Source organism: Pseudomonas nitroreducens TX1 (genome assembly GCF_000313755.1).
GTDB lineage: Bacteria > Pseudomonadota > Gammaproteobacteria > Pseudomonadales > Pseudomonadaceae > Pseudomonas > Pseudomonas nitroreducens_A.
The window spans coordinates 150,480-174,693 of sequence record NZ_AMZB01000123.1; the positions used below are offsets into that span (position 1 = coordinate 150,480).

19 protein-coding genes and 1 tRNA gene are annotated in these 24,214 nt (G+C 65.2%); 18 read left to right on the plus strand and 2 right to left on the minus strand.

All coding sequences use genetic code 11. The annotated features are described in order from the left end of the window. Positions 1-2,874, minus strand: a complete 2,874-nt coding sequence (locus tag C167_RS0121500) for an EAL and GGDEF domain-containing protein (RefSeq protein WP_017520367.1) — start codon at positions 2,872-2,874, stop codon at positions 1-3. A gap of 112 nt (positions 2,875-2,986) precedes the next feature. Then, on the minus strand, positions 2,987-3,880 hold the full coding sequence (locus tag C167_RS0121505; RefSeq protein WP_017520368.1) for a LysR family transcriptional regulator: 894 nt from the start codon (positions 3,878-3,880) through the stop codon (positions 2,987-2,989). 166 nt (positions 3,881-4,046) lie between these two features. On the opposite strand from C167_RS0121505, the gene leuC reads away from it, so the two are divergent. The 18 genes from leuC (at position 4,047) to C167_RS0121595 (ending at position 24,172) form a co-directional block, all read left to right on the plus strand. After that, entirely contained in the window at positions 4,047-5,474 is a 1,428-nt protein-coding gene (gene leuC / locus C167_RS0121510; protein ID WP_017520369.1) for a 3-isopropylmalate dehydratase large subunit, read from the plus strand. A gap of 12 nt (positions 5,475-5,486) precedes the next feature. After that, positions 5,487-6,131 (plus strand): 3-isopropylmalate dehydratase small subunit, encoded by a 645-nt coding sequence (gene leuD, locus C167_RS0121515; RefSeq protein WP_017520370.1) that lies wholly within the window; start codon positions 5,487-5,489, stop codon positions 6,129-6,131. 29 nt (positions 6,132-6,160) lie between these two features. Further along, positions 6,161-6,925 (plus strand): class I SAM-dependent methyltransferase, encoded by a 765-nt coding sequence (locus C167_RS0121520; RefSeq protein ID WP_017520371.1) that lies wholly within the window; start codon positions 6,161-6,163, stop codon positions 6,923-6,925. A gap of 86 nt (positions 6,926-7,011) precedes the next feature. Beyond that, positions 7,012-8,094: a 3-isopropylmalate dehydrogenase gene (leuB, locus tag C167_RS0121525; protein WP_017520372.1), complete on the plus strand. Its 1,083-nt coding sequence runs from the start codon at positions 7,012-7,014 to the stop codon at positions 8,092-8,094. Between the two features lie 80 nt (positions 8,095-8,174). Continuing rightward, a complete protein-coding gene (gene asd, locus C167_RS0121530) occupies positions 8,175-9,287 on the plus strand; it encodes an aspartate-semialdehyde dehydrogenase (RefSeq protein ID WP_017520373.1) in 1,113 nt (370 codons plus the stop codon). A 308-nt stretch (positions 9,288-9,595) separates the two neighbouring features. Continuing rightward, positions 9,596-10,732: a FimV family protein gene (locus C167_RS0121535; RefSeq protein ID WP_017520374.1), complete on the plus strand. Its 1,137-nt coding sequence runs from the start codon at positions 9,596-9,598 to the stop codon at positions 10,730-10,732. A gap of 94 nt (positions 10,733-10,826) precedes the next feature. After that, a complete protein-coding gene (locus tag C167_RS0121540) occupies positions 10,827-11,837 on the plus strand; it encodes an aspartate-semialdehyde dehydrogenase (protein WP_026079193.1) in 1,011 nt (336 codons plus the stop codon). A gap of 168 nt (positions 11,838-12,005) precedes the next feature. Further along, a complete protein-coding gene (locus C167_RS0121545; protein WP_017520376.1) occupies positions 12,006-14,915 on the plus strand; it encodes a FimV/HubP family polar landmark protein in 2,910 nt (969 codons plus the stop codon). Positions 14,916-14,934: 19 nt separating this feature from the next. After that, complete coding sequence (gene truA / locus C167_RS0121550; RefSeq protein ID WP_017520377.1) at positions 14,935-15,792, plus strand: tRNA pseudouridine(38-40) synthase TruA; 858 nt, start codon at positions 14,935-14,937, stop codon at positions 15,790-15,792. A gap of 57 nt (positions 15,793-15,849) precedes the next feature. Continuing rightward, positions 15,850-16,473: a phosphoribosylanthranilate isomerase gene (locus C167_RS0121555; protein ID WP_017520378.1), complete on the plus strand. Its 624-nt coding sequence runs from the start codon at positions 15,850-15,852 to the stop codon at positions 16,471-16,473. A gap of 256 nt (positions 16,474-16,729) precedes the next feature. After that, positions 16,730-17,605 (plus strand): acetyl-CoA carboxylase, carboxyltransferase subunit beta, encoded by an 876-nt coding sequence (gene accD, locus C167_RS0121560; protein ID WP_017520379.1) that lies wholly within the window; start codon positions 16,730-16,732, stop codon positions 17,603-17,605. Continuing rightward, complete coding sequence (folC, locus tag C167_RS0121565) at positions 17,602-18,882, plus strand: bifunctional tetrahydrofolate synthase/dihydrofolate synthase (RefSeq protein ID WP_026079194.1); 1,281 nt, start codon at positions 17,602-17,604, stop codon at positions 18,880-18,882. Before accD ends, folC begins: the two co-directional genes overlap by 4 nt. Before the next feature lie 23 nt (positions 18,883-18,905). Continuing rightward, positions 18,906-19,571, plus strand: coding sequence for an SPOR domain-containing protein (locus C167_RS0121570; protein ID WP_017520381.1), 666 nt, complete (start codon positions 18,906-18,908; stop codon positions 19,569-19,571). A 104-nt stretch (positions 19,572-19,675) separates the two neighbouring features. After that, positions 19,676-20,218: a CvpA family protein gene (locus C167_RS0121575; protein WP_026079195.1), complete on the plus strand. Its 543-nt coding sequence runs from the start codon at positions 19,676-19,678 to the stop codon at positions 20,216-20,218. Between the two features lie 106 nt (positions 20,219-20,324). Then, entirely contained in the window at positions 20,325-21,830 is a 1,506-nt protein-coding gene (purF, locus tag C167_RS0121580; RefSeq protein ID WP_017520383.1) for an amidophosphoribosyltransferase, read from the plus strand. 27 nt (positions 21,831-21,857) lie between these two features. Continuing rightward, entirely contained in the window at positions 21,858-23,069 is a 1,212-nt protein-coding gene (locus C167_RS0121585) for an O-succinylhomoserine sulfhydrylase (RefSeq protein WP_017520384.1), read from the plus strand. 2 nt (positions 23,070-23,071) lie between these two features. Next, the gene (locus tag C167_RS0121590) at positions 23,072-23,833 is read left to right on the plus strand and encodes an SDR family oxidoreductase (protein ID WP_037006287.1); all 762 of its coding nucleotides are present in this window, start codon (positions 23,072-23,074) and stop codon (positions 23,831-23,833) included. Between the two features lie 263 nt (positions 23,834-24,096). Continuing rightward, positions 24,097-24,172: transfer RNA gene (locus C167_RS0121595), tRNA-Val, on the plus strand. Positions 24,173-24,214 lie beyond the last annotated feature (42 nt).

Consider the following 24,214-nt stretch of genomic DNA (forward strand, 5'->3'; position numbering starts at 1 on the left):
TCAGCGTCCCTGCGGGGTGTCGCGGCCCGGCAGCAAAGCGATGAAGTCTTCCAGCGGCACCGGCCGGCCGAACAGGTAGCCCTGGTACAGGTGGCAGCCCTGTTCGGTCAACAGCGCCAGCTGTTCGGGGGTTTCCACCCCTTCGGCGACCAGCTCCAGGCCGAGGCTGTGCCCCATGGCAATGATGGCGCGGACGATTTCCGCGTCGTTGCTGTTGCTCGGCGCGTCGCGCACGAAGCTCTGGTCGATCTTCAGGCTGTCCACCGGCAGGCGCTTGAGGTAGGTCAGCGATGAATAGCCGGTACCGAAATCGTCCATGGCGAACTGCACGCCGGCCTCGCGTAGCCGCTCCATACGCGCGATGGTGTCATCCAGCTGCTGAATCACGATGCCTTCGGTGATCTCCAGCTTGAGCAGGCGGGGTGGCAACTTGACCTTGTACAACACCCCCAGCAGGCGTTCGACGAAATCGTTCTGACGGAATTGCCGTGGGCTGATGTTCACGCTCAGACTGAAGTTCTCGATGTCGATGCGGCCCTCGGCGAGCAGCCGCGCGCCGGTGCGGCAGGCTTCTTCTATTACCCACTGGCCGACTTCGACGATCAGCCCGCTGTCCTCCAGCACCCGGATGAAGCTGGCCGGCGATTGCGGCCCGCGGGTCGGGTGACGCCAGCGCAGTAGCGCCTCGGCGCCGACGATGCGCGAGTCGCGGGCGTCCACCTGCGGCTGGTAGTGCAGGTTGAATTCGCGGCGGGCAAGCGCCATGCGCAGGCCGTTTTCCAGGCGCAGACGCTCACTGGCAGCTTGCTGCATGGACTCGTGGAACAGCTGCACGGTGTTCCGTCCGGCGTCCTTGGCGCGGTACATGGCGATGTCGGCGCGCTTGAGCAGGTCGTCCGGGGTCGCGCCGTCGTCGGGGATCAGTGCGATGCCGATGCTGGGGGTGATCTGCAGGCGATGGCCGTCGAGCAGCATCGGTTCGGCCAGCAGGTCGCGCAGCTTTTCCGCTAGCTGGCGCACCTGTTGGGCGGTTTCCAGGCGACTGCCCTCGATGCCGGTGAGCAGCACCACGAACTCGTCGCCGCCCAGGCGCGCCACGGTGTCTTCCTGGCGCACGCTGGCTTCCAGGCGAGCGGTCACCATCTGCAGGATGGAGTCGCCGACGGAATGACCGAGCGAGTCGTTGATGTGCTTGAAGTGGTCGAGGTCGAGGAACAGCAGGGCGCCCCGCAGGCTGTGACGCTGCAGCAGGGCGATCTGCTGCTTGAGGCGGTCCATCAGCAGCGCGCGGTTGGGCAGGTCGGTCAGGGCGTCGTGGTACGCGAGGTGCTGGATGCGCGCCTCGGCTTCCCTCAGTTCGCTGGTATCGCGGGCGGTGAGCAGCAGGCAGTTCACGCCGCCCAGCTCGATCGGCTCCACCGACACGTCCACCGTCTTGATCGTGCCGTCACGGTGGCGGCCGCGCATTTCCAGATGGTGGACGAAGCCGTCGCGGTTCAGCGCGGCGAGCATGTTCAGCCGCTCGTCCGGGTCGGCCCAGATGTTCATCTCCAGCGAGGTCTGTCCCAGCACCTCTTCCGGGCGGAATCCGGTGAGGCGGTGGAAGCCTTCGTTGACCTCGATGTAGCGGCCGGTCTCGCGCTCGGTGATGGTGATGGCGTCGGGGCTGGAGTGGAACGCCTTGGCGAACTTCTCCTGGCTGGCCTTCAGTGCCGCCTCGGCCTGCAAGCGCCGGGTGACGTCGCGGAAGCTGGAGAGGATGCACAGTTGGCGATCGACCCATATCAGTCGGCTGGCGACCATGCAGGTGATGGTCTGGCCTTCGCGGGTGAGGAACTGCACTTCGACGTTCTGCAGCGAATGATCGCGCATCAGTTGCTCGAACAGCCGTGAGCGCTGGTGATGGTCGGCCCAGAAGGTGACCTGGTGGGACGAGCGGCCGATGATGTCCTCGGCGAGCCAGCCGAAGGTGCTGCAGAAGCTCGGGTTGACCTCGACGAACTCGCCGTCGCGTACCCGCGATACACAGATCGGGTCCGGGCTGCCCTGGAACAGGCTGGCGAACTTCTCTTCCGAGGCCTGCAGGCTGCGTTCTCGCAGCACGCGCTCAGTAATGTCGAGCAGGGTGCCGGCCATGCGCAGCGGTTTGCCGTGGGCGTCGCGGTACAGCCGCGCACGGCTTTCCAGGTAGCGCACTTCACCGGAGTCGAGCTGGGCGCGGTAAGTGAACCGGTAGTCGTTCTCCGGCCCGCGGGCCAGCCGGGCATAGGCCTGGCGCATGCGCTGGCGGTCGGTCTTGTCGACGCAGGCAAAGAACTCGCCGAAGGGGCCGTGGAAATCCCGCTCAGGCAATTCGTGCAGAACGGCGGCGCGGGCCGAGCCGTAGAGCAGGCCGCTGGGAATGTGCCAGTCCCAGATGCCCAGTTGCGCGGAGTCCAGCGCCAGGTCCAGGCGCTCCTGGCTGTCGCGCAAGGCCTGTTCCTGGGCGCGTACCCGGGTGATGTCGCGTACGGTCAGCACCAGGCAGGCGCGGCCGTCCTGGTCGATCTGGCAGCCATAGACACGGGCGCTGCGGGTTTCACCGGTGCGGGTCAGCAACGTGACTTCGAAGCCGTCGATCTGCCGCTCGGCGGTGATCTTGTCGAGCATCCGCTGGCGTTCGTCGAGGCTGCGCCAGAGACCCAGTTGCAGAGAGGTGCGGCCGAGGGCTTCGTCGCGGCTCCAGCCGAAATGGTCGACGAAACTGGCATTGAGTTCGAGGAATTGTCCGCTGTCCCGGTCGGTGATGACCATGGCGTCAGGCGCGGTATGAAAGGCTTTGGCGAACTTGTCCTGGCCGTCGATAAGCGGGGGCGAGAGGGGATCGCTGCTCATGCGTCGCTCCCCCTTTGTCTGCCGGCACCGGCCAAGTGGGGCCGGTCATCGCGAGGTGACATGCGGACGGGCATTCTGGCCCCTTCTTCTAATTCTGTCAGAACAATAGAGGTTAGGCCGCGACAGGCGCAAGTCCGGCCGCCTGGGCGTCGAGCAGGCGCATGAAGGCCCGTGCGGCGTTGGACAGGGTGCGCTCGGTATGCAGGATGTAACCCAGCTGGCGGCTGAGCTGGATGTCCTGCAGCGGCAGGCGGACGACGCTGTCGTCGAGCATGGTGCGTGGCAGCACGCTCCAGGCCAGGCCGATGGAGACCATCATCTTGATGGTCTCCATGTAGTTGGTGCTCATGCCGATGTTCGGCGTCAGGCCTTCGGCCTCGAACATGCGCCGCACGATGTGGTGGGTGAAGGTATTGCCGCCGGGGAACACCGCCGGGTGCCGCGCCACGTCGGCGAGGAACACCGGGCCCTGAACCGACAGCGGGTGCTCGGGGGCGGCGACGAAGTCCAGCGGGTCGTCCCACACTGGTACCGCGCGCACGGGTTCGGCGGTTTCCGGGGCGAGGGTGATCACGGCCAGTTCGGCGCGACCATGGAGAATTTCTTCGTAGGCCACTTCCGAGTCGCAGAACTGGATGTCCAGCGCCACCTGCGGGTGGGCCTTGGTGAAGGCGCGCAACAGTGGCGGCAGGCGGTGCAGGCCGATGTGGTGACTGGTGGCCAGGACCAGCCGGCCGCTGACTTCGCCGTTCAGGTTGGTCAGGGCGCGGCGGGTGTCGTCCAGCACGCTGAGGATCTGGTAGGCCCGCGGCAGCAGGGCGCGACCGGACTCGGTGAGGGTCACCTCGCGACCGACGCGGTCGAACAGGCGCACGCCCAGTTGGTTCTCCAGGGCGGCGATGCGTTTGCTCACCGCCGGCTGGGTCAGATGCAGACGCTCGCCGGCCTCGGAGAAGCTGCCGGATTCGGCGATGGCGAGGAAGGTGTTGAGGCTGGTCAGGTCCATGTCGACTCCCTGCGCTCTGGAAGCGGCGCCTGACTTTTATAGCGCACCGTATTCCTTGTGGGAATCCTTTGGATAAAAAATATGAATTTGAGTTATTCGGCGCCTTTCCATAGGATCGTCCCCACAAGCCCAAGGGGCATAGAAAGACGCTGATGAGGATTCTCTGATGGCCGGCAAGACGCTCTACGACAAACTCTGGGAAATGCATGAGGTGAAGCGCCGTGACGATGGTTCGTCGCTCATCTACATCGACCGCCACATCCTCCACGAAGTGACCTCCCCGCAGGCCTTCGAAGGCCTGCGCCTGGCTGGCCGCAAGCCGTGGCGCATCGACGCGAACATCGCCACCCCGGACCACAACGTGCCGACCACCCAGGTGGAGCGCAAGGGCGGCCTGGCGGCCATCGCCGACGAAGTGTCGCGTATCCAGGTGCAGACCCTGGACGAGAACTGCGATGACTTCGGCATCCTCGAATTCAAGATGAACGACGTCCGCCAGGGCATCGTCCACGTGGTCGGCCCGGAGCAGGGCGCGACCCTGCCGGGCATGACCGTGGTCTGCGGCGACTCGCACACCTCGACCCACGGCGCCTTCGGCGCGCTGGCCCACGGCATCGGCACCTCCGAGGTGGAGCACGTGCTCGCCACCCAGTGCCTGGTCGCCAAGAAGATGAAGAACATGCAGGTGCGTGTGGAGGGCAAGCTGCCTTTCGGCGTGACCGCCAAGGACATCGTCCTCGCGGTGATCGGCAAGATCGGCACCGCGGGCGGCAACGGCCATGCCCTGGAGTTCGCCGGCAGCGCCATCCGCGACCTGTCCATGGAAGGCCGCATGACCATCTGCAACATGTCCATCGAAGCGGGCGCTCGCGTCGGCATGGTGGCGTGCGACGAGAAGACCATCGAATACGTGAAGGGCCGCCCGTTCTCGCCGCAAGGCAGCGACTGGGACAAGGCCGTGGAAGCCTGGAGCGACCTGGTTTCCGACGCCGATGCGCACTTCGACACCATCGTCGAGCTGCGTGCCGAGGACATCAAGCCGCAGGTCAGCTGGGGCACTTCCCCCGAGATGGTCCTCGCGGTGGACCAGAACGTGCCGGACCCGGCGGCCGAAGCCGATGCGGTCAAGCGCGATTCCATCGTCCGCGCGCTGAAGTACATGGGCCTGAACGCCAACCAGGCGATCACCGACATCCAGCTGGACCGCGTCTTCATCGGCTCCTGCACCAACTCGCGCATCGAAGACCTGCGCGCTGCCGCTGCCGTGGCCAAGGGCCGCAAGGTCGCCGCCACCGTCAAGCAGGCGTTGGTCGTGCCGGGCTCGGGCCTGGTGAAGGCCCAGGCCGAACAGGAAGGCCTGGACAAGATCTTCATCGAAGCCGGCTTCGAATGGCGTGAGCCGGGCTGCTCCATGTGCCTGGCGATGAACCCGGATCGCCTGGAGAGCGGCGAGCATTGCGCTTCCACCTCCAACCGCAACTTCGAAGGCCGCCAGGGCGCCGGTGGTCGTACCCACCTGGTGAGCCCGGCGATGGCTGCCGCGGCTGCCGTGACCGGTCGTTTCATCGACGTACGTGAATTGATGCAGGCCTGAGGAGACCTATAAATGAAAGCCTTTACTCAGCACACCGGCCTCGTCGCGCCGCTCGACCGCGCCAACGTCGACACCGACCAGATCATCCCCAAGCAATTCCTCAAGTCGATCAAGCGTACCGGCTTCGGTCCGAACCTGTTCGACGAGTGGCGCTACCTCGACGTGGGCCAGCCGAACCAGGACAACTCCAAGCGTCCGGTGAACCAGGACTTCGTCCTCAACTTCCCGCGCTACCAGGGCGCCAGCGTGCTGCTGGCCCGCGAGAACTTCGGTTGCGGCTCCTCCCGCGAGCACGCGCCGTGGGCGCTGGACGAGTACGGCTTCCGCACCGTGATCGCGCCGAGCTTCGCCGACATCTTCTTCAACAACAGCTTCAAGAACGGCCTGCTGCCGATCATCCTGAAAGATGAAGAAATGGACGAGCTGTTCGCCCAGTGCGAAGCGACCGAGGGTTACCAGCTGACCGTCGACCTCGCCGCGCAGACCGTGACCCGTCCGGACGGCAAGCGGTACAGCTTCGAAGTGGACGCGTTCCGCAAGCACTGTCTGCTCAACGGCCTGGACGACATCGGCCTGACCCTGCAGGACGCCGAGGCCATCCGCAGTTTCGAAGCTGGTTACAAGCAGAGCCAGCCCTGGTTGTTCCGCGACGCCTGAGTGGCGTCGCACCCTGGAAGGAGAGAGTCATGACCGAGAGTCGTCACGAGCAAGTGGTCCAGCGCCAGTTCGGCGCCCAGGCCAACGCATACCTGACCAGCGCGGTACACGCCCAGGGCGAGGAGTTCGCGCTGCTGCGCGAGGCCGTGGCGGCTGATGCCGGCTCGCGCGTGCTCGACCTTGGCTGTGGTGCTGGGCATGTGAGCTTCCAGATCGCGGAATTCTGCGATGAAGTGATCGCCTACGACCTCTCTCAGCAGATGCTCGAGGTGGTGGCCTCGGCCGCCGCCGAGCGCGGCCTGGGCAACATCGCTACGCGCTGTGGCGCCGCCGAGCAGCTGCCGTTCGCGGACGGCGAGTTCGACTTCGTCTTCAGCCGCTATTCCGCGCACCACTGGCGGGATGTCGGCCAGGCGCTGCGGGAAGTGCGTCGCGTGCTCAAGCCGGGCGGCGTGGCCTGCTTCATCGATGTCGCCGCGCCGGGCTTGCCTCTGCTGGACACCTATCTGCAGACTGTGGAAGTCCTGCGCGACACCAGCCATGTGCGTGACTACTCCCCGTCGGAGTGGGCGCGTCTTGTCGGTGAGGCGGGCCTCGCGGTGACTGCCGCCAAGCGCCAGCGCCTGCGCCTGGAGTTCACCTCCTGGGTCGAGCGCATGCGCACCCCCGAGGTCATGCGCCAGGCCATTCGTGCCCTGCAGCTTTCGATGGGCATTGAGGTGCGCGAGTATTTCGAGATCGACGCCGAGGGCTCCTTCAGCACCGACGTGCTGGTGCTCTGGGCGGAGCGCTGATTTCAGTTTTTTGATCGCTCCGGGTGGCCCGCGCCGCCCGGAGCGTTACGTTTTTTGCCAAGCGACTTTTTAAAGTGAGCAGAGAGATGAGCAAACAGATTCTGGTTCTTCCCGGCGACGGTATCGGTCCGGAAATCATGGCCGAAGCGGTCAAGGTGCTGGAGCTGGCCAATGACAAGTTCGCCCTGGGCTTCGAGCTGACCGAAGACGTGATCGGCGGCGCCGCCATCGACAAGCACGGCGTGCCGCTGGCCGACGAGACCCTGGAGCGCGCGCGCGCTTCCGACGCCGTGCTGCTGGGTGCCGTGGGTGGCCCGAAGTGGGACAAGATCGAGCGTGACATCCGCCCCGAGCGCGGCCTGCTGAAGATCCGCTCGCAGCTGGGCCTGTTCGGCAACCTGCGTCCGGCCATCCTCTACCCGCAGTTGGCCGATGCCTCCAGCCTGAAGCCCGAAGTGGTCGCCGGCCTGGACATCCTGATCGTCCGCGAGCTGACCGGCGGTATCTACTTCGGTCAACCGCGCGAGCAGCGCGTGCTGGAGAACGGCGAGCGCCAGGCCTACGACACCCTGCCGTACAGCGAGAGCGAAATCCGTCGCATTGCCCGCGTCGGCTTCGACATGGCCCGCGTGCGCAACAAGAAGCTGTGCTCGGTGGACAAGGCCAACGTCCTGGCTTCCAGCCAGCTGTGGCGTGAAGTGGTCGAGGAAGTCGCCAAGGACTACCCGGACATCGAGCTGTCGCACATGTACGTCGACAACGCCGCCATGCAACTGGTCCGTGCGCCGAAGCAGTTCGATGTGATGGTGACCGACAACATGTTCGGCGACATCCTGTCGGATGAGGCTTCCATGCTCACCGGCTCCATCGGCATGCTGCCTTCTGCCTCGCTGGATTCCAACAACAAGGGCATGTACGAGCCTTGCCACGGTTCCGCGCCGGACATCGCCGGCAAGGGCATCGCCAACCCGCTGGCGACCATTCTCTCGGTCTCGATGATGCTGCGTTACACCTTCAATGAAGGCGCCGCCGCCGACGCCATCGAGAAGGCCGTGAGCCTGGTCCTCGACCAGGGCCTGCGTACCGGTGACATCTGGTCCGAAGGCTGCACTAAGGTCGGTACCCGCGAAATGGGCGACGCGGTAGTCGCAGCACTGCGGAATCTGTAATCTGTCCGGCTCGCTCGTTCCCGCGCCCCTGTAGGAAAGCGGGAACGACGGCCCTCTAAATATTTGAAGGTGTAGTAGCGATGAAGCGTGTAGGTCTGATCGGTTGGCGTGGCATGGTGGGTTCGGTGCTCATGCAGCGGATGCTGGAAGAGCGGGACTTCGACCTGATCGAGCCGGTGTTCTTCACCACCTCCAACGTGGGTGGCGAAGGTCCGTCCATTGGCAAGGACATTGCCCCCCTGAAGGACGCCTACAGCATCGAGGAACTGAAAACCCTCGACGTCATCCTGACCTGCCAGGGTGGCGACTACACCAGCGAAGTCTTCCCCAAGCTGCGTGAAGCCGGCTGGCAGGGCTACTGGATCGACGCCGCTTCCAGCCTGCGCATGCAGGATGACGCGGTGATCGTCCTCGATCCGGTGAACCGCAAGGTCATCGACAACTCGCTGGACGCCGGCACCAGGAACTACATCGGCGGCAACTGCACCGTCAGCCTCATGCTGATGGCCCTGGGCGGCCTGTTCGAAGCCGGCCTGGTCGAGTGGATGAGCGCCATGACCTACCAGGCGGCCTCGGGCGCCGGCGCGCAGAACATGCGCGAGCTGATCAAGCAGATGGGCGCCATCAACGCGTCCGTCGCCGATGACCTGGCCAACCCGTCCAGCGCCATCCTCGACATTGACCGCAAGGTCGCCGAAGCCATTCGCAGCGACGCCATGCCCACTGAGAACTTCGGTGCGCCGCTGGCTGGCAGCCTGATCCCGTGGATCGACAAGGAACTGCCCAACGGCCAGAGCCGCGAAGAGTGGAAAGGCCAGGCAGAGACCAACAAGATCCTCGGCCGCTTCAAGAACCCGATCCCGGTGGACGGCATCTGCGTGCGCATCGGCGCCATGCGCTGCCACAGCCAGGCGCTGACCATCAAGCTGAACAAGGATGTGCCCATTGCGGACATCGAAGGCCTGATCAGCCAGCACAACCCCTGGGTCAAGCTGATCCCGAACCAGCGCGAGATCAGCATGCGCGAACTGACTCCGGCCGCCGTCACCGGCACCCTGAGCGTTCCGGTCGGCCGTCTGCGCAAGCTCAACATGGGTACCCAGTACCTGGGCGCCTTCACCGTAGGCGACCAACTGTTGTGGGGCGCTGCCGAGCCGCTGCGCCGCATGTTGCGCATCCTGCTCGAGCGTTGATCGCTCTGCATGACCCTCACGACGCCGGCCTTGAGCCGGCGTCGTGCTTTGTGATGCACGAGAAGTTCCCTGTGGGTAGGTGAACCGCCGCACAAAAACGCCACTCCGTATGACCGATGGCCCTTTGGCGCCAGTTTCTGTGACGCACCCGTAAATGCCACCGGGAACCAGTCGCTATCCTCGCAGCCCGTCCATGGGGACAGGTTTCGGCGCGCTTTTTCGCGCTGGCCGACGGCAAGCAAGCAGCGGGGGAGAAAATGGCTCGGTTACACAGATTGTGGTTGGCGACGGCAGTGGCCGCGGCTTTCATGCCCGGCATGGCAGGCGCCCTGGAACTGGGCGACATCTCCTCGCGGGCGGCGCTGGGCCAGACCCTCTCGGCCAACATCGACCTGCGCGGCGCGGCTGACCTGAGCTCCGAGGAAGTCGTGGTGAGCCTTGCCTCGGCAGAAGACTTCGAACGCCTGGGCGTGGATCGCAACGTCGTCACCAGCGGGCTGAAGTTCACCCCTGACCTGGGCAAGAATGGCCGGGGCGTCATTCACGTCAGCTCCTCCAGGCCGATCCGCGAGCCCTACGTGAACTTCGTTCTCCAGGTGGTCTGGCCGCAAGGCCGACTGGTCCGCGAATTCACCCTGCTGCTTGACCCGCCGACCTACGTGGCCAGCCCGGTGACACCGCCGGCCATCGCGCCGCTGACTGCCGTTCGTGCGCCACAAGCGCAGCCGCTGGCGCCTTCGGTAGCCAGTGCGCCGGCTGAGAGCTACCGCATCCAGCGCAACGATGCGCTGTGGGACATCGCCTCGCGCAATCGACCGTCCAGCGGCGTCTCGGTCATGCAGACCATGGCGGCGATGCAGCGGATGAATCCCGATGCCTTCGTCGACGGCAACATCAATCGTCTGAAAGTCGGCCAGGTATTGCGCCTGCCCAGCGAACAGCAGGTGCGCGAGCAGAGCCACGCCCAGGCCGTGGCGCATGTGGAAACGCAGAATTCGCAGTGGAAGGCCAGGCGCAATCCGCAAGTGGCCCAGCAGGGGCGCCAGTTGGACGCCACCCGCAAGGTCGAGGCGGGCAGCGCGCCGGCAAAGGCCGAAGAGCGCGACAGCCTGCGTCTGGTTTCCGGTCAGCCGGGCAAGGACAAGGGCAAGGTCGAGGTCGAACAGTTGGCCGTGGCTCAGGAAGGCCTGGACAGCGCGCGCCGCGAAGGCGAGGAGCTGCGCAGCCGGATTTCCGATCTGGAAAGCCAGACCCAGAAGCTGAACAAGCTGATCGAACTGAAGGACTCGCAGATCGCCGGCCTGATCGCGCGGCTGGCCGAGCAGGATCGCGCCAAGGCGCAGGCCGCGCCACAAGCGGGCCATCCGCAGGCGTCGGCAGCGGAAGTCGCCCAGGCGAGCGCGCCGCTGACGGCCCAGGCTACGGATGGCGCGCCGCGCCCCTGAGCTGCGGCGATAGGCGGCGGAGCCCTCGATTGCTTCGCCGCGGGTGGGGGCAGTAAAGTGCTGCGCTACTTTCCCACCGATTGTGAGACACCGGATGCCTGAAACACTCGACATCGCCGTAGTAGGCGCCACAGGACTCGTTGGCGAGGCTTTGGTCGAATTGCTGGAGGAGCGCGACTTTCCCGTCGCCAACCTGTATCTGCTGGCCAGTGGCGAATCTGCCGGCAAGTCGGTCGCCTTCCGTGGGCGCAACATCCGGGTCGGCAAGCTCGATGATTTCGACTTCGCCAAGGTGCGCCTGGCCTTTCTCTCCGTGGGGGCTGAAGCTGCTGCCGAGTGCGCCGCCCGCGCCGATGAGGCCGGCTGCAGCGTGATCGATCTCAGTGGTGCATCGCGGGATAACGCTTGCGCGCTGCTGGCACTGGCCTGCGTGAATGGCGATGCCGTCCAAACCCTGCAGGTTCCCGCCTTGATTGCCGCGCCAGCAGCGCCCGCCGCCGAGGTTGCCGAAGTGCTCGCCGCGCTGCGTGGTGTGGTGGAGCTGCGCCAGGTCGCGGTGAACGCCTGCCTGTCCGCTTCAGCGCTGGGGCGCGAAGGCGTGCAGGAGTTGGCGCGGCAGACCGCCGAGCTGCTCAATGCCCGACCGCTCGAGCCGCGCCTGGTGGATCGCCAGTTCGCCTTCAACATGCTGGCGCAGCTGGGAGGCGTCGACGAACACGGCTATTCGCCGGTGGAGCGTCGTATCGCCGCGGAACTCGCCGCGCTGTTCCCTGAGCTCGAAAAGGGCTTGAGCGTGAGTTGCAGTGTGGCGCCGGTGTTCTTCGGCGATACCCTGATGCTTTCCATCAAGACGGCAGCGCCGGTTTCCCTGGGCGCGATCAGTGCCGCGCTGAACGCAGTCGATGGCATCGAGCTGGTGGAAGACGATTACCCCACTGTCATCGGCGATGCACAGGGGCAGGATAGTGTTTACGTCGGTCGCCTTCGTACCGGTCTGACAGATTCGTGCGAACTGAATTTGTGGATTGCGTCAGATAATGTGAGAAAAGGCGCAGCCCTAAATGCTGTGAACTTGGGCGAATTGTTGATAAAACACTATCTGTAAAAGATACTTACCGAATATTTGAAGAAGTATTCTAGCTTGGCAATACTGGCCGGGAACGTCGCTGACAGGGGAGAACACTGCCGTGAAAACGGACAGTGCAGTGGGCAGCGGCGCCCGTTAGACGTTGTTCTAATCCAGAAAAAAGCTATTAAAACAAGGGATTAATATATGGTCCGGCTTCGCAAACTGGTGCAGGCAATCGCAGCTGCTTCGGCACTGACCTCGGGCATGGCGCATGCGCTGGGGCTGGGAGACATCCACCTGCGTTCGGCACTGAACCAGCCGCTGGATGCGGAGATCGAGCTGGTCGAAGTTCGCGACCTGTCTTCGGCCGAGGTGATCCCGAAGCTGGCGTCGCCGGAGGACTTCAACAAGGCCGGTGTCGACCGTCAGTACTTCCTGACCGGGCTGAAGTTCACCCCCATCGTCAAGCCCAACGGCAAGAGCGTCATCCGCGTGACCTCCGACCGGCCGGTACAGGAACCCTACCTGAACTTCCTCGTGGAGGTGCTGTGGCCCAACGGCCGTTTGCTGCGCGAGTACACCGTGCTGCTGGACCCGCCGCTGTATTCCCCGCAGACCGCCGCTGCCGTGCCGCGCGCGCCGATGGCCGTACCCGCACCGGTAGTTCGTCCGTCCGCCACCGCCGCGACGCGCCCGGCCGCTGCGCCAGCGCGTAGCACGGCTCCCACCGCTGCCGCGACGCGTCGACTGGAAGGCAACGAGTATCGCACCGGCAAGAACGACACCCTCTGGGAGATCGCTGCCCGTGCGCGCCCGGACGGCAGCGTCTCCGTGCAGCAGACCATGCTGGCGATCCAGGACCTCAATCCCGATGCCTTCCTCGGCGGCAATATCAACCGCCTGAAGAGCGGCCAGGTGCTGCGACTGCCCGACGCCGGGCAGATCAAGGCGCGTACCCAGCCGGAGGCCGCGACCGAGGTCAACCAGCAATATACTGCCTGGCGCGAAGGCCGCAGCCTGCCCGCCGGCGGCGCCCGTCAGCTGGACGCCACTCCGCGCGCCAATGCCGGTAACGCGCCTGCCCAGGCAGAAACCAAGGACAGCCTGCGCCTGCTCTCCGGCGAGAACGGCAAGGCGAAGGGGGGCGACAAGGGGAGCAGGGACGGCCAGGCCGTCGCTGACAAGCTGGCCGTCACCAAGGAAAGCCTCGACAGCACCCGTCGCGAGAACGACGAGCTGCAGAGCCGCATGACCGACTTGCAGAGCCAGATGGACAAACTGCAGAAGCTCATCGCGCTCAAGGATGCGCAACTCGCCAAGCTACAGAGCGAACTGGGCAACCAGAAGGCCGCAGCGAATGGCGCAGCTGCCGTGCCGGTCCCTGCGCCAGGTGCTGATTCGGCTGCCCAGCCGGGCACACCGCCGGCTCCGGCCGTTGCCGAACAACCCGTTGCACCGGCGCAACCGGCCGCGCCCGCTGCCGATGCAGGCGCTCCGCCGGCGCCTGCCACCGAAGCGCAAGCGCAGTCGGTTCCGGCACCCACTCCGGCTGCTCCTGCTCCTGCTCCCGCGCCAGAAGCGCAGAAGCCCAAGCCAGCCCCGGCACCCTCCGCGGCCCCGGCCGATCAGGCGCAGACCAGCTTCATCGACGAGATCCTGGCCAACCCGATCTGGCTGGGCGCCATCGCCGGCAGCCTGCTGTTGGCGCTGCTGGTCCTGCTGATGATCATTTCCCGCCGTCGCGCTGCCAAGGAGCAGGAAGACCTCGCTGCCCTCGCCAACGATGACGAGCCGACCCTGGATGACGACCTGAGCCTGGCTGGCAGCGAGCTGGATACCCTGGACATTCCTCAGGCTGCCGAAGTCGCCGCCCCGACCCAGGCGTCCGAGCGCGTTGCCGCGCAGACCAGCGATGCGCTGGGCGAGGCGGACATCTACATCGCCTACGGTCGCTTCAACCAGGCCGCCGAATTGCTGCAGGGCGCCATCTACGACGAGCCGCAGCGCACCGACCTGCGCCTGAAACTGATGGAGGTCTATGCCGAGATCGGTGATCGCGAAGGTTTCGCTCGCCAGGAAAACGAGCTGCGCGAGATCGGCGGTGCCGAGCCGCAGGTCGAACAACTGAAATCCCGGTACCCCGGCATGGTCGCCCTGGCTGCCGTGGGTGGTGGCCTGGCCGCTGCCGCCGCAGCTTCGGACGACGACCTCGACGGTTTCAGTCTGGACGACTTCGCCATCGATAGCCCGTCTGTGGGTAGTCCGGCTCTCGCAGCGGAGCCCGCTGCGCAGCCCCATGGCGACCTGGACGATGCCTTCGACCTGGCGCTGGACGACCTCGATCTGGGTGACGACAAGCCCGCCGCGCCGGTCGCGCAGCAGGACGACGAGCTTTCCTTTGGCAGCTTCGACCTGGACGACGACCTGGGCCTGGGCGGTTCGCCGACCGCAGTGCCGAGCGCCAAGGCCGATGACGAGTTCGCCTTCGATCTGGACCTGCCGGAAGAGCCGGTTGCCAAGGCCGAGGCTCCGTCCCTGGTCGACGATCTGAGCGACTTCTCCCTGGATCTGGACAAGGGCCTGGAGAAAGACTCCCACTCCACCCTGGCTTCGGCAGAAGAGGACTTCCTGCTGGGCCTGGACGACGACACCGCTTCGCTGTCCGGCGTGAGCCCCGAGGAGTTCAGCCTGGATATCGAGAGCAAGGCACCGCAACCCGACGACCTGCCGGATGACTTCGACCTGTCCCTTGCGGATGACGAGCCGGCACCGGCCAGGGCCGACGACAGCTTCGCCGCCCAACTGGACGAAGTCAGCGCCGAGCTCGACCGTCTTTCCGCGCACAACGACGAGCCGCAGGCTCCTGTCGAGTCGCTGGCAGAAGAGGGCTTCTCCGCCAGCGAACTGGATCTGCCGGGCGAAGGTGCCGACGACGAAGACGATTTCGACTTCCTCTCCGGTGCTGACGAAGCGGCCACCAAGCTCGACCTGGCGCGTGCCTACATCGACATGGGCGACACCGAAGGCGCCCGCGACATCCTCGATGAAGTCCTCACCGAGGGTAACGACAACCAGCAGCAGGAAGCTCGCGAACTGCTCGGGCGTATCGCCTGAGCCGGAAGGCTCCAGATAGATGATTGAAGCAGTACCCTCAGCGGCGGCCGAATCGGCCGCCGTTGGCGTTTCCAGGATTGCCCTGGGCGTCGAATTCAAAGGCTCGCGTTACCGCGGTTGGCAGCGCCAGGAAAGCGGTGTGCCGACCGTGCAGGGCGCGCTGGAAAAAGCGCTGTCGCGGGTGGCCGATCACCCGGTTTCGTTGATGTGTGCCGGGCGTACCGATGCCCTGGTACATGCGAGTGGGCAGGTGGTGCATTTCGATACGACCGCCGAGCGCTCGCTCGTCGCCTGGGTCATGGGCACCAATGCCAACCTGCCCAACGACATCAGCGTGACCTGGGCCAAGGTGATGCCCGCTCATTTCCATGCACGCTTCACCGCCATGGCGCGGCGCTATCGCTACGTGATCTACAACGACCAGATACGCCCGGCGCATATGGCCGAAGAGGTCACCTGGAACCACCGTCCGCTGGATGTCTCGCGTATGCGCGAGGCGGCCCGGGCGCTGGTCGGTACCCACGACTTCACCTCGTTCCGCGCGGTGCAGTGCCAGGCCAAGTCGGCCATCAAGACCGTGCATCACCTGGAAGTGATCGAGCATGGGCGCTTCATTGTGCTGGATGTCCGCGCCAACGCCTTCCTGCATCACATGGTGCGCAACTTTGCCGGGATGCTGATGACCATCGGTGCCGGCGAGCGCCCGGTGGAGTGGGCGGCCGAGGCGCTGGCCGCGCGCGATCGGCGTGCCGGCGGCATCACGGCGCACCCTTACGGGTTGTACCTGGTGAGCGTGGAGTACCCCGAGGAGTTCGTGTTGCCCAAGCGCTACCTCGGGCCACATTTCCTTTCAAGTTTGCCGGATATCGCCGGCTGACGATGCCTGGGGCATTTGCTACCATCGATCGATCACTTGCCTGAAGGTTGCTGCATCTTGTCCGCCGTTCGCATCAAAATCTGCGGTATTACCCGAGTCGAGGATGCCCTGGCCTCCGCCGAGGCGGGCGCCGACGCCATCGGCCTGGTGTTCTACGCCAAGAGTCCGCGCGCGGTGAGCATTCAGCAGGCGCGGGCGATAGTTGCGGCGCTGCCGCCCTTCGTCAGCACCGTCGGTCTGTTCGTCAATGCCAGCCGCTGCGAGCTGGGGGAAATCCTCGATGCGGTGCCGCTGGACGTCCTGCAGTTCCACGGCGACGAGACACCCGAGGCCTGCTCTGGCTGGCACAAGCGCTACCTCAAGGCTCTGCGTGTGAAGCCCGGCGACGACGTGGCGGCGCAGATCGACAAGTACCCGCAGGCCAGCGGCTTCCTGCTCGATACCTATGTGGAAGGTATTCCCGGTGGAACCGGGCTGGCCTTCGACTGGTCCCTGGTGCCGAACGACGTGGAGCGTCCGCTGATCCTGGCCGGCGGCCTGACGGCTGCCAACGTCGCCGCTGCCATCGCCCAGGTGCGCCCCTACGCCGTGGATGTCAGCGGCGGCGTGGAGGCGAGCAAGGGCATCAAGGATGCGCAGAAGATTCGCGATTTCATCGCGCAGTGCCGTTCGGTGGCCTGACGCGGAATCTTCATGTGACGACGAGCGGCCTGCCGCCGTCCACTACCCAATCGCTGCCCATGGGTGGCGCTGGGAGTTGTCGGTATTGGCAGTCTTGCCACCGGCGACCCGCATCGAGTGCTGTATCCGTGGCGACGCCCCAGGCGGCGCCTTTGTTTGCGAGGGGTTCCGGCCTTGAGGTCGGAGCCGCGACGATGAATTTGCTCAGCGGCACGCGCAATCCATCGCGGCGTGTCACTGCACTGGAGACGAGAGCATGAGCAACTGGCTGGTAGACAAGCTGATCCCTTCCATCATGCGTTCCGAGGCGAAGAAGAGCTCGGTACCGGAAGGCCTGTGGCACAAGTGCCCGTCCTGCGAGGCGGTGCTTTACCGTCCGGAGCTGGAAAAGACCCTCGACGTCTGCCCCAAGTGCGATCACCACATGCGTATCGGCGCCCGCGCGCGCATCGATATCTTCCTTGATGAGGAAGGCCGCGAGGAGCTGGGTGCCGAGCTGGAGCCGGTGGACCGCCTGAAATTCCGCGACAGCAAGAAGTACAAGGACCGCCTGACCGCCGCGCAGAAGGATACCGGCGAGAAGGACGCGCTGATCTCCATGAGCGGCAAGCTGATGGGTCTGCCAGTCGTGGTCAGCGCCTTCGAGTTCTCCTTCATGGGCGGTTCCATGGGTTCCATCGTCGGCGAGCGCTTCGTGCGCGCCGCCAACTACGCGCTGGAAAACCGTTGCCCGATGATCTGCTTCTCCGCCTCGGGTGGCGCGCGCATGCAGGAAGCGCTGATCTCGCTGATGCAGATGGCCAAGACCTCCGCCGCACTGGCCCGTCTGCGCGAAGAGGGCATCCCGTTCATTTCCGTGCTGACCGACCCGGTCTACGGCGGCGTATCCGCCAGCCTGGCGATGCTCGGCGACGTGATCGTCGGCGAGCCGCGCGCCCTGATCGGTTTCGCCGGTCCGCGGGTGATCGAGCAGACCGTGCGCGAGAAGCTGCCTGAAGGCTTCCAGCGCAGCGAGTTCCTGCTGGAGCACGGCGCCATCGATATGATCGTTCACCGTTCGGAAATGCGTGAGCGGCTGGCCAAGCTGCTCGCCAAGTTCACTCACACACCAAGTACCGCGCTCGCAGGATGACCCAACGTACCCTTGCCGACTGGCTCAGCTATCTCGAACAACTTCACCCCACGGCAATCGACATGGGGCTGGATCGCTCCCGTGAAGTAGCTGGCCGGCTTGGTCTGGGGCGCCCTGCGCCCCGCGTGGTGACTGTCACCGGCACCAACGGCAAGGGTTCCACCTGTGCCTTCCTCGCCGCCCTGCTCGGCGAGCAGGGCCTGCGCGTCGGCGTGTACAGCTCGCCGCACCTGCTGCGCTACAACGAGCGCGTGCTCATCGACGGTGTCGAAGCCAGCGACGACGCGCTCTGCGAAGCCTTCGCCGCGGTCGAGGCGGCTCGCGGCGAAATCTCCCTGACCTACTTCGAAATGGGCACGCTCGCGGCCTTCTGGTTGTTCGAGCGCGCCAACCTTGACGCCGTGGTGCTGGAAGTCGGGTTGGGCGGCCGCCTGGATGCGGTCAACCTGATCGACTCCGACGTTGCCGTAGTCACCAGTATCGGCATCGACCACGCCGACTGGCTGGGCGATACCCGTGAAAGCGTGGCCTTCGAGAAGGCGGGCATCTTCCGGGCCCTCAAGCCTGCCGTCTGTGGGGACCTGGAGCCACCAGCGCCGATCCTCGAGCAGGCGCGCCAGCTCGGCTCGCCGCTGGTCCTGCGTGGCCGTGATTTCGACCTGGCGATGGGGGACGCCGATTGGCACTGGCGCGGCCGGTCCGCCACGGGCGAGGCACTGAGCCTGCACAACCTGCCACTGCTTGAGCTGCCGATGGAGAACGCGGCGCTGGCTTTGCAGGTCTACGCCTTGCTGGACCTGCCGTGGCAGCCTGAGCAATTGATTGCTGCGCTGCTGCGCACTCGCGTGACCGGTCGACTGGACCGCCGCACCGTGCAATGGCGCGGCGAAGAGCGCCACTTGCTGCTCGACGTCGGGCATAATCCGCACGCTGCGCAGTACCTCGCCAGCCGCCTGCGTACGGCGCCGCCCAAAGGCGTGCGCCACGCGGTGTTCGGCCTGCTGGCGGACAAGGACCTCGACGGCGTACTGGAACCCGTGCTCGGCTTGGTGCAGGATTGGGCCGTCGCGCCGCTGCCCACTGGACGCAGCCGTCCGGCCGCGGAGCTGGAGGGCGCGTTGCGGGCTCGCGGCGCGCAGGTCAGTTGCCATGGCGATATCGCCGCGGCGCTGGTGGCGCAGTGCGATGCAGCGGGCACCGATGACGAGATTCTGGTGTTCGGTTCGTTCTACAGCGTGGCGGATGCCCTGGAGTGGCTCGCCAAGGCTGCTCAATAAAGTAGACCTAAGGGGAGTTGTGCATGGCGTTGCTCGATAAGGGGCTCAAGCAGCGGGTAGTCGGAGCGCTGGTGCTGCTGGCACTCGCCGTGATCTTCCTGCCGATGCTGTTCTCCCGCGAGGATGAGGTACGCCAGGTGGTGGTCGAGGCGCCGGTAATGCCCAAGCCGCCGGCCATGCCCACCGTCGAAGTGCAGCCCACCGAAGTTCCCGAGCCCCAGACCGAGGATGCCGATAACGCCGTGCAGCCGGCCGAAGTGGCGCCGGCGCAGACACCGTCCGCCCCCATTGCCAGCCTGCCGGCCCAGCAGGTCCAGCCGACGCAACCCAAGGCTCCGGCTCCGCCAGCCGTTACCAAGCCGGCCGCGCCTGCGGCGCAACCGGCCCAGGCCAGTACCGCTCCCGCAGCGCCGGTGCAACAGCCGGCCCAGCGCCTGGACAGCAACAACCTGCCGGTGAGCTGGTCGGTGCAACTGGCCAGCCTGTCCAACCGTGCCCGCGCTGATGAGTTGCAGAAGTCCCTGCGCAGCCAGGGCTACAACGCTTATGTGCGCAGCTTCGACGGCATGAACCGGGTCTTTGTCGGCCCGGTGGTCGAGCGAGCCGAGGCGGATCGTTTGCGCGACCAGCTCGGCAAGCAGCAGAAGCTCAATGGTTTCGTCGTGCGCTTCCAGCCTGAGCGCGGCTGAGCCCGTTCGTTAGCTTCTTTCAATCGGCCTCATGTCAAACTGGGGCTCTTCTAAATCGAAGGCCTCTGCTAAAATGCGGGGCCTTTCCGTTTCTGGGCCGCATCGTGGCATTTACCTGGGTCGATTGGACGATGATCGGCATCATCGTCATTTCCAGCCTGATCAGCTTGAGTCGTGGTTTCGTCAAGGAAGCCCTGTCGCTGGTCACCTGGATCGTAGCCGGTGCGGTCGCCTGGATGTTTGGTGGCGCCCTGGCCGAGCATCTCGCACCCTACATTCAGCTGCCCTCGGGACGTGTCATCGCCGCTTGCGCTCTTCTTTTCATCGTCACGCTGCTGCTGGGCGCACTCGTCAACTTCCTCATCAGCGAGTTGGTGCGGGTGACCGGCATGTCCGGCACCGACCGCGTGCTCGGCATGGTGTTCGGCGGCGCCCGTGGCGTGCTGCTGGTGGTTCTGCTGGTCGGGCTGCTGAGCCTTGCGCCGGTGCAACAGGATCCGTGGTGGCAGCAATCGGTGTTGATGCCGCATTTCCTGATGGTCGCCGACTGGTCGAAGAACTTCATCCTGACTTTCGCCGGGCAGTGGATGTCCGGCGTGACCATCACTCCGCCATCCGGAGTGGGGACCTTGCTGCCGGCCCAGTGACGGGCGGGCAGAGGCGACGGGTAGCCGTCGCCGCTACGGCAGGTCCGGTGGATACTGCCGAATACGGAATTGTTTTAGCCTGAACACCAACTAGGGGTTGCGTCGCATGTGTGGCATCGTCGGTATCGTGGGCAAGTCGAACGTGAATCAGGCGCTTTATGACGCCCTCACTGTTCTCCAGCATCGTGGCCAGGACGCTGCGGGGATTGTCACCTGTCAGGACGACCGTCTGTACCTGCGCAAGGACAACGGGCTGGTCCGTGACGTCTTCCAGCAGCGCCACATGCAGCGCCTGGTCGGCAAGATCGGCATCGGCCACGTGCGCTACCCGACCGCGGGCAGCTCCAGCTCCGCCGAGGCGCAGCCGTTCTACGTGAACTCGCCCTACGGCATCACGCTGGCGCACAACGGCAACCTGACCAACGTCGAGCAGTTGGCCAAGGAAATCTACGAATCCGACCTGCGCCACGTGAACACCAACTCCGACTCGGAAGTGTTGCTCAACGTGTTCGCCCACGAGCTGGCGGTGCGCAACAAGCTGCAGCCCACCGAGGAAGACGTCTTCGCCGCGGTTGCCGGCGTGCATGCCCGTTGTGTCGGCGGCTACGCCGTGGTGGCGATGATCACCGGCTACGGCATCGTCGGCTTCCGCGATCCCCATGCGATCCGTCCGATCGTCTTCGGCCAGCGCCACACCGAGAACGGCGTGGAATACATGATCGCCTCGGAAAGCGTGGCCCTGGACGTCCTCGGCTTCACCCTGATCCGCGACCTGGCTCCGGGCGAAGCGGTATACATCACCGAAGACGGCAAGCTCTACACCCGCCAGTGCGCGGCCAATCCGCAGTACTCGCCGTGCATCTTCGAGCACGTCTACCTGGCCCGTCCGGACTCCATCATCGACGGCATCTCGGTCTACAAGGCGCGCCTGCGCATGGGCGAGAAGCTGGCCGACAAGATCCTCCGCGAGCGTCCCGACCACGACATCGACGTGGTCATCCCGATCCCGGACACCAGCCGCACCGCCGCCCTGGAGCTGGCCAACCGCCTGGGCGTGAAGTTCCGCGAAGGCTTTGTGAAGAACCGCTACATCGGCCGTACCTTCATCATGCCCGGCCAGGCTGCGCGCAAGAAATCGGTGCGCCAGAAGCTCAACGCCATCGAGCTGGAATTCCGCGGCAAGAACGTGATGCTGGTGGACGACTCCATCGTTCGCGGTACGACCTGCAAGCAGATCATCCAGATGGCCCGCGAGGCCGGTGCGAAGAACGTCTACTTCTGCTCCGCCGCCCCGGCGGTGCGCTATCCCAACGTCTACGGCATCGACATGCCGAGCGCCCACGAGCTGATCGCGCACAACCGCAGCACCGAGGAGGTCGGCGAACTGATCGGCGCCGACTGGCTGGTGTACCAGGACCTGCAGGACCTGATCGAATCCACCGAGGGCGGCAAGATCAAGATCGACCACTTCGACTGCGCCGTGTTCAACGGTGAATACGTCACCGGCGACGTCGACGAAGCCTATCTGAACAAGATCGACCAGGCGCGCAACGACGTCACCAAGACCAAGAGTGCCGCGGTCAGCGCCATCATCGATCTGTACAACGACTGATTCAGAAACGAATAGGGAGAGCAGGGCATGGCTCAGGATTGGGAAGCCGGCCGGCTGGACAGCGACCTGGAGGGTGTCGGTTTCGACACCCTCGCAGTACGCGCCGGGCAACGCCGCACCCCGGAGGCGGAACACGGCGAAGGCCTGTTCACTACCTCCAGCTATGTGTTCCGCAGTGCCGCCGATGCGGCCGCGCGCTTTGCCGGTGAAGTACCGGGCAACGTTTACTCGCGCTACACCAACCCCACGGTGCGGACCTTCGAGGAGCGCATCGCCGCGCTGGAAGGCGCCGAGCAGGCGGTGGCCACCTCCACCGGCATGTCGGCCATTCTTTCCCTGGTAATGAGCCTGTGCAGCGCCGGCGACCACGTGCTGGTCTCGCGCAGTGTGTTCGGCTCGACCATCAGCCTGTTCGAGAAGTACTTCAAACGCTTCGGCATCGAGGTGGACTACCCGCCGCTGAGCGACCTGAAAGCCTGGGAAGCGGCCTGCAAGCCGAACACCAAGCTGTTCTTCGTCGAATCGCCGTCCAACCCGCTGGCTGAGCTGGTCGACATCGCCGCATTGGCCGAGATCGCGCATGCCAAGGGCGCATTGCTGGCGGTGGACAACTGCTTCTGTACCCCGGCGCTGCAGCAGCCGCTGAAACTGGGGGCGGACGTGGTGATCCACTCCGCGACCAAGTACATCGACGGCCAAGGCCGCACCATGGGGGGGGTGGTTGCCGGTCGCCGGGCGCAGATGGAGCCGGTTGTCGGCTTCCTGCGTACCGCTGGCCCGACCCTCAGCCCGTTCAATGCCTGGATCTTCATCAAGGGCCTGGAAACCCTGCGCGTGCGCATGCAGGCTCACAGTGCCTCGGCCCAGCAAGTCGCCGAGTGGCTGGAGCAACAGCCGGGTGTGGAGCGTGTGTACTACGCAGGCCTCGGCAGCCATCCGCAGCACGAACTGGCCAAGCGTCAGCAGAAGGGTTTCGGTGCGGTGGTGAGCTTCGAGGTGAAGGGTGACAAGGCTGCAGCCTGGCGCTGCATCGATGCCACCCGGATGATCTCCATCACCACCAACCTGGGTGACACCAAGACCACCATTGCGCATCCGGCTACGACTTCCCACGGTCGCTTGTCGCCGCTGGAGCGTGAGAACGCCGGCATTCGTGACAACCTGATCCGCGTTGCCGTGGGCCTGGAAGATGTCGATGACATCAAGGCCGACCTGGCGCGAGGCCTGGCGGCACTGTGAGCATGATGGACGCCCTGGGCAACGGCCACGTGGTGCTGGTCACCGGTGCGGCGCATGGCATCGGCCTGGGCGTCGCCGCCTGGCTGGTCGCCGAGGGCTGGCAGGTGGTGCTGGCCGACATCGACCGCGAGCGCGGCCCGAAGGTTGCGGCGGCGCTGGGCGAGCGCGCCAGCTTCATCGCGTTGGACGTGGCCAATGAAGGGCAGGTCGCTGCAGCCGTCGCCGAATTGATCGGCCAGTTCGGCCGCCTCGATGCGCTGGTGAGCAACGCGGCCATTGCCCGGCCGCACAACACGCCGTTGGAAGGCCTCGGCCTGAACGAGTGGAACCGTACCCTGGCGGTGAACCTCACCGGCCCGATGCTGCTGGCCAAGCACTGCGCGCCGTACCTGCGTGCGCACAGCGGTGCCATCGTCAATATCGCTTCCACCCGGGCGCACCAGTCCGAGCCGAATTCCGAAGCCTACGCAGCGAGCAAGGGTGGGTTGTTGTCGCTGACCCACGCCCTGGCCAGCAGTCTGGGGCCGGATATCCGCGTCAATGCGATTTCCCCGGGCTGGATAGACGCCCGCGACCTGCGTGAGCGCGAGGCCGAGCCATTGACCGAGCTGGACCATGACCAGCACCTGGTCGGTCGCGTCGGCACGGTGGAAGACGTTGCGGCGGCGGTGGCCTGGCTGATCGGCGACAGCGCCGGCTTCGTCACTGGCCAGGAGCTGGTGATCGATGGTGGCATGACGCGCAAGATGATCTACCTCGACTGAGTGTCGAGCGTGGAAGAGGAGGGCGGCCTGAGGGTCGCCCTTTTCTTTTGTGGCTCGAGCGTGGGCTGTTCGCGAGCAAGCTCGCTCCTACAAGAGCACACGCGGTCCTTGGTTCTGTGGGAGCGGCCTTGCTCGCGAACCTGGGGCCGCACCGAGGCAGGTAACCGCACGCCGAACTTTTTTCGCGGAAAATGAAAAAAATTTCAATCAGGGCATTGACTTAGGAATCGTCGGCTGTAGAATGCGCCCCACTTCGAGACGAAGGGTGATTAGCTCAGCTGGGAGAGCATCTGCCTTACAAGCAGAGGGTCGGCGGTTCGATCCCGTCATCACCCACCACTCTCGCAAGTTACGCGCAGCGGTAGTTCAGTCGGTTAGAAT